Source organism: Oceanicella sp. (assembly GCF_056449545.1).
This window is the reverse complement of the sequence record NZ_JBWOMN010000075.1, coordinates 67,287-73,350: the sequence shown is the minus strand read 5'-3', so window position 1 is coordinate 73,350 and position 6,064 is coordinate 67,287. Positions and strand designations below refer to the sequence as shown.

The following is a 6,064-nucleotide window of genomic DNA, read 5'->3' as shown; positions in this document are numbered from 1 at the left end:
TCGTCGCCGTATCGGTCATCGCCGGATATGGGACGCAGGCGTTCATGAATGCGGATCAGGGCGCGCAGGGCCTGACCGGAGCGCGCCCCCGGGCGACGCCGGAATCAACATCTTCACGGAACGTCCGCACGGCGCTTGAACAGCGAATGCCGGGCGCGGCGGCGCCCCCGGGCTCAAGATCCCTTCTTCAGCACGCGGCGGCCCAGCAGTTGCGCGATCTGCACCGCGTTCAGCGCCGCGCCCTTGCGCAGATTGTCGGAGACGCACCACAGGTTCAGGCCGTTGTCGATGGTGGGGTCCTGGCGAATGCGGCTGACATAGGTGGCGTAGTCGCCGACGCAGTCGACGGGGGTGATGTAGCCGCCGTCCTCGCGCTTGTCGACGACGAGGACGCCGGGGGCCTGGCGCAGGATCTCGCGGGCCTCGTCCTCGTCGAGATGGTCCTCGAATTCGATGTTGAGCGCCTCGGCATGGCCGACCATCACCGGCACGCGCACGCAGGTGGCGGTGACCTTGATCGCCGGGTCGACGATCTTCTTGGTCTCGGCGACCATCTTCCATTCCTCCCTGGTGACCCCGTCCTCCATGAACATGTCGATATGGGGGATCACGTTGAAGGCGATCTGCTTGGGGTAGACCTTTGGCGCGACCTCCTGCCCGGGGACGTACATGCCCTTGGTCTGAAGCCAGAGTTCGTCCATCCCCGCCTTGCCGGAGCCCGAGACCGACTGGTAGGTGCTGACCACCACGCGCTTGACGGTGGCGCGGTCATGCAGGGGCTTCAGCGCCACCACCATCTGCGCGGTGGAGCAGTTGGGGTTGGCGATGATGTTCTTGTTGGCGTAGCCCATGACCGCGTCGGGGTTGACCTCGGGCACGATCAGCGGCACGGCCGAGTCGTAGCGGTAGAGCGAGGAGTTGTCGATCACCACGCAGCCGGCTTTCGCGGCGCGCGGGGCGTAGGTTTTCGTGGCGTCCGATCCGATGGCGAACAGGGCCATGTCCCAGCCAGTGAAATCGAAGGCGTCGAGATCCCGGGCTTTCAGGGTCCTGTCGCCAAAGCCGCATTCGGTCCCGAGGGATCTGCGCGACGCCAGCGCCACGATCTCGTCCACGGGGAATTCCAGCTCGGCCAGAATGTTCAGCATCTCGCGGCCCACGTTGCCCGTGGCGCCGACGACGGCGATCCGATAGCCCATCTCCCCTGATCTCCTGCATGGGGTTGTCGTGACGCGCGGCGGCGCGTGCGGGCCGTGTAGCCCGTCGCGGCGAGAAAGGAAACCGCCCGCCTGTCAGACGCGGCGGCGTTTGCGGCGGGACAGGGCGAGGCCGACCTTCATGTTGAGCGCCAGCAGGGTGAAATCGGCCGCCCCCGCCGCCCGTTCCAGCGCCGGCGCCGGCGCGCGCATCGAGAAACGCCGCCGAGGGCGGCAGCAACAGCACGCCGTTGGCCGCGATGATCTTCATGCGGCGCTTCTTGCGCAGGATTTCGGGGGGTTCCATTTGCCGCCCATGGCCGAGCCAGAGGCGCCGACGGCGATCATCGCCGGGATCAGCGCCAACATGCCCCGGAGCACGGCGGATTTCACCAGAGGCGATGCGGCCCGGGTCGCCCATCGGGATCAGCGCAGGTTGATGCGCAGCGCGGCGGCGGCGGCGAAAGGCGCGACGCCCAGCGACAGCAGGGTCACCGCGCCCAGAAACAGCAGCGGCGGGCCGGTGGGCAGGCCGAGGGCGGCGCGGTCCACCGCCTGGGCGCCGAAGATCAGCGTCGGGGTGTAGAGCGGCAGCACCAGCACCGAGAGCAGCAGCCCGCCGCGGCGCACGCCCACGGTCAGGGCCGCGCCGATGGCCCCGATCATGCTCAGCGCCGGGGCGCCGATCAGCAGGCTGAGAACCAGCGCGCCATAGGCCGGGTCGGGCAGGTGCAGCATCATGGCGAGCACCGGCGCGGCGGCGATCAGGGGCAGCGCGGTGGTCAGCCAGTGGGCCAGCGCCTTGGCGATGATCGTGGCCTCCAGCGGCAGGGGCGACAGGGCGATCTGCTCCAGCGATCCGTCCTCGAGATCGGCCTGGAACAGCCGGTCCAGCGACAGCAGGCAGGCCAGCAGCGCCGCCACCCAGAGCACGCCGCCGGCGATCCGCGCCAGGCCGTCGCCCTCGGGGCCGACGCCGAGAGGAATCAGCAGCACGGCGATCAGGAAGAAGGTCACGCCGAGCAGCCCGCCGCCGCCGATGCGCATGGCCAGCACCGTGTCGCGGCGCACAAGAGCAAGGAACAGGGTCATTGCCAGCCCTCGCTGAGAAACGGATCGTCGGTGGGGTCGCCGGCGGGCGGCGCGGCGGCGGCGGGGCGCGAGAAATCGGTCATCCGGATGACCGGGCCGTCGAGCAGGCCGAGATCGATATGGGTGGCGGCCAGCGCCGCGCCGCCGCCAGCGCAGTGATCGGCGACCGCCTGCGCGAAGATCGCGGCGTTGCGGGCGTCGAGCGACACGGTGGGTTCGTCGAGCAGCCAGACCGGGCGGCCGGTGACCAGCAGGCGGGCCAGCCCCAGCCGGCGTTTCTGGCCGGCGGAGCAGTAATGCGCCGGATCCTCGGCAAGATCGGTGAGTTCGAACCGATCCAGCGCCGCATCGACCCGCGCGGCGGGCTGGCCGTAGAGCGCCGCCCAGGTTTCCAGGTTGCCGCGCACCGACAGCACCGGTTTCACCGCGTCGAGATGGCCGGCCAGGGCGATGCGTTCGCGCCAGGCCTCGCCGTCGCGGGTCAGGGACAGATCCCCCAGCGTCGCCGCGCCGGCCAGCGGCGGGGTCAGCCCCGCAAGCACCCGGATCAGCGAGGATTTCCCCGATCCGTTGGGCCCGCGCAGCACCGCCGCCTGCCCGGGTTCGACCGTGAAGGAGACGCCGCGGAAAACCAGGCGGCCGGCGCGGCGGCAGGCCAGATCGGTGACCGTCAGTTTTTCCGCGCGGGTTTCCGCGGGTTTCGTCGCGGGTTTCGTCGCGGGTTTGGCGGGGCGGTTCATGGCGACCCTCTTAGCCGCCCCGCGGGCCGGGCGAAAGCGCCGCGTCGCGGGCCGGGCGGAGTATTTCAGGCCCGGCGACGACTGGTCGCGGACTCGGGCGCGGGGCCGTCCGGGCGGGGCGATCACCTTCGATCATCATATCATGTATATGAAATCATTTCATTATACGGATCAAGCAATCTGGCGACTGGCGGATCTCAAATGCCTCTCCCTGAATGTATACACTTGCACACATAGAGATTCGCGCGTATTGAGGCGCCATCACATTGCCTGTAGAACCCGAGCCGGGCGCCACCGGACCCACAGGGTCGGCGCTCCGCCGCAACGTCAAGGGGAGACAGACGTGCCAATCACCGTAGGAACCGACTCCGCCAATGCCCGCCGCGAGCTGAGCGCGGGCGGCAAGACCGTCGCCTATTACTCGATCCCCGCCGCCGAGGCCGCGGGGCTTGGCCGGTTTTCCCGCCTGCCGGCCGTGCTGAAGGTGGTGCTGGAGAACATGCTGCGCTTCGAGGACGGCAAGACCGTCTCGCTCGACGACATCCGGGCGTTCGGCGAATGGGGCGCGAAGGGCGGGCGCAACCCGCGCGAGATCGCCTATCGCCCGGCAAGGGTGCTGATGCAGGATTTCACCGGCGTCCCGGCGGTGGTGGATCTGGCGGCCATGCGCGACGCCATGGTCAGCCTTGGCGGCGACCCGGAAAAGATCAACCCGCTGAACCCGGTGGACCTGGTCATCGACCATTCGGTGATGATCGACGAATTCGGCACCCCGCGCGCCTTCAAGGTCAATGTCGAACGCGAATACGAACGCAACATCGAACGCTACACCTTCCTGAAATGGGGCCAGTCGGCGTTTGACAATTTCCGCGTGGTGCCGCCGGGCACCGGCATCTGCCATCAGGTGAATCTGGAATATCTGGGCCAGACGGTCTGGACCGACACCGACCAGAGCGGGGCCGAGATCGCCTATCCCGACACGCTGGTGGGCACCGACAGCCACACGACGATGGTCAATGGCCTCGCGATCCTCGGCTGGGGCGTGGGCGGCATCGAGGCCGAGGCGGCGATGCTGGGGCAGCCGATCTCCATGCTGATCCCGGAGGTGGTGGGTTTCAGGCTGACCGGCGCCATGGTCGAGGGATCCACCGCCACCGATCTGGTGCTGAAGGTGGTGGCCATGCTGCGCGAGAAAGGCGTGGTCGGCAAGTTCGTGGAATTTTACGGCGAGGGGCTCGACCATCTGCCGCTGGCCGATCGCGCCACCATCGCCAACATGGCCCCCGAATACGGCGCCACCTGCGGGTTCTTCCCGGTGGATGACGAGACGCTGCGCTATCTGCGGGTGTCCGGGCGCGACGAGGACCGCATCGCGCTGGTCGAGGCCTATGCGAAAGCCAACGGGCTGTGGCGCGGCGATGATTACGATCCGATCTACACCGACACGCTGAGCCTGGACATGGGGACCATCGTGCCGGCGATCTCCGGCCCCAAGCGGCCGCAGGATTACGTGGCGCTGGACCACGCCGCGCGCGCCTTCGCCGGGCAGATGGAGACCGCCTTCAAGCGCCCGCTGGACAAGCGGGTTCCGGTCGAAGGGCGGGATTTCGACATGGCGTCGGGCAAGGTGGTGATCGCCTCGATCACCTCATGCACCAACACCTCCAACCCCTATGTGATGATCGGCGCCGGGCTGGTGGCGCGCAAGGCCCGGGCGCTGGGGCTGAATCGCAAGCCCTGGGTCAAGACCTCGCTGGCGCCGGGGTCGCAGGTGGTGTCGGAATATCTGGAGGCCGCCGGCCTGCAGGAGGATCTGGACGCCATCGGGTTCAATCTGGTGGGCTATGGCTGCACCACCTGCATCGGCAATTCCGGGCCGATCGCGCCGGAACTGAGCAAGGCCATCGCCGAGGGCGACCTGGTGGCGGTCTCGGTGCTGTCGGGCAACCGCAATTTCGAGGGCCGGATCTCGCCCGACGTGCGGGCGAATTATCTCGCCTCGCCGCCGCTGGTGGTGGCCTACGCGCTGGCCGGGGACATGAATGCGGACCTGACCCGGGACCCGCTGGGGCGGGACCGGGACGGCAATGACGTGTTCCTGAAGGACATCTGGCCGACCAGCAAGGAAATCGCCGATCTGGTTGAAAAGACCGTCACCCGCGAGGCGTTCCAATCGAAATACGCCGATGTGTTCAAGGGCGACGAGAAATGGCGGGCGGTGGAGACCACCGACAGCCTGACCTATGACTGGCCGCCGGACAGCACCTATGTGCGCAACCCGCCGTATTTTCAGGGCATGAGCCCCGAGCCGGGGGTGATTTCGGACATCGAGAACGCCCGGATCCTGGCGGTGCTGGGGGACATGGTGACCACGGATCACATCTCGCCCGCCGGGTCGTTCAAGCCGGATCACCCCGCCGGCCGGTATCTGACCGAGCATCAGGTGGCGCAGCGCGATTTCAACTCCTACGGGTCCCGGCGCGGCAATCACGAAGTGATGATGCGCGGCACATTCGCCAATATCCGCATTCGCAACGAGATGCTGGACGGGGTCGAGGGCGGCTGGACCAGAGGGCCGGACGGGGCGCAGGTCTCGATTTTTGACGCGGCCATGGCTTTTCAGGCGGACGGCGTGCCGCTGGTGATCTTCGCGGGCGAACAATACGGCGCCGGGTCGTCGCGCGACTGGGCGGCCAAGGGCACGGCGCTGCTTGGGGTGAAGGCGGTGATCGCCGAAAGCTTCGAACGCATCCACCGCTCCAACCTGGTGGGCATGGGGGTGATCCCGTTCGAGTTCACCGGCGGGGACAACCGCAAGTCGCTGGGACTGACCGGCAAGGAAACCGTGTCGATCGAGGGGCTTGCGGGCGATCTGAAGCCGCTGTCCAAGGTCCGGGCGACGATCGGCTGCGCCGATGGATCGCAGAAGGTCATCGAGCTGCTGTGCCGGATCGACACCGAGGTGGAGATCGAATACGTCGAGAATGGCGGGGTGCTGCATTACGTGCTGCGCAACCTTGCGCGCGCCGACTGACG

The 6,064-nt window shown here is 67.8% G+C and carries 4 protein-coding genes; 1 reads left to right on the top strand and 3 read right to left on the bottom strand.

Translation table 11 applies throughout. The features are described 5' to 3' along the window. Positions 1-173: 173 nt before the first annotated feature. The 3 genes from AC1HC7_RS11110 to ccmA form a co-directional block, all read right to left on the bottom strand. Complete coding sequence (locus AC1HC7_RS11110; RefSeq protein ID WP_479495042.1) at positions 174-1,199, bottom strand: aspartate-semialdehyde dehydrogenase; 1,026 nt, start codon at positions 1,197-1,199, stop codon at positions 174-176. Between the two features lie 423 nt (positions 1,200-1,622). After that, positions 1,623-2,288, bottom strand: a complete 666-nt coding sequence (ccmB, locus tag AC1HC7_RS11105) for a heme exporter protein CcmB (protein WP_479495041.1) — start codon at positions 2,286-2,288, stop codon at positions 1,623-1,625. Continuing rightward, positions 2,285-3,028, bottom strand: coding sequence for a heme ABC exporter ATP-binding protein CcmA (gene ccmA, locus AC1HC7_RS11100; protein WP_479499023.1), 744 nt, complete (start codon positions 3,026-3,028; stop codon positions 2,285-2,287). Before ccmA ends, ccmB begins: the two co-directional genes overlap by 4 nt. A gap of 343 nt (positions 3,029-3,371) precedes the next feature. Between ccmA and acnA the strand changes: the two genes are divergently transcribed. Continuing rightward, positions 3,372-6,062, top strand: coding sequence for an aconitate hydratase AcnA (gene acnA / locus AC1HC7_RS11095; RefSeq protein WP_479495039.1), 2,691 nt, complete (start codon positions 3,372-3,374; stop codon positions 6,060-6,062). The last annotated feature ends 2 nt before the right edge of the window (positions 6,063-6,064 follow it).

Coding starts and splice junctions, on each gene's coding strand:
- ccmB (WP_479495041.1), bottom strand. CDS start 2,288: ATGACCCTGTTCCTTGCTCTTGTGCGCCGCGACACGGTGCTGGCCATG.
- ccmA (WP_479499023.1), bottom strand. CDS start 3,028: ATGAACCGCCCCGCCAAACCCGCGACGAAACCCGCGACGAAACCCGCG.
- AC1HC7_RS11110 (WP_479495042.1), bottom strand. CDS start 1,199: ATGGGCTATCGGATCGCCGTCGTCGGCGCCACGGGCAACGTGGGCCGC.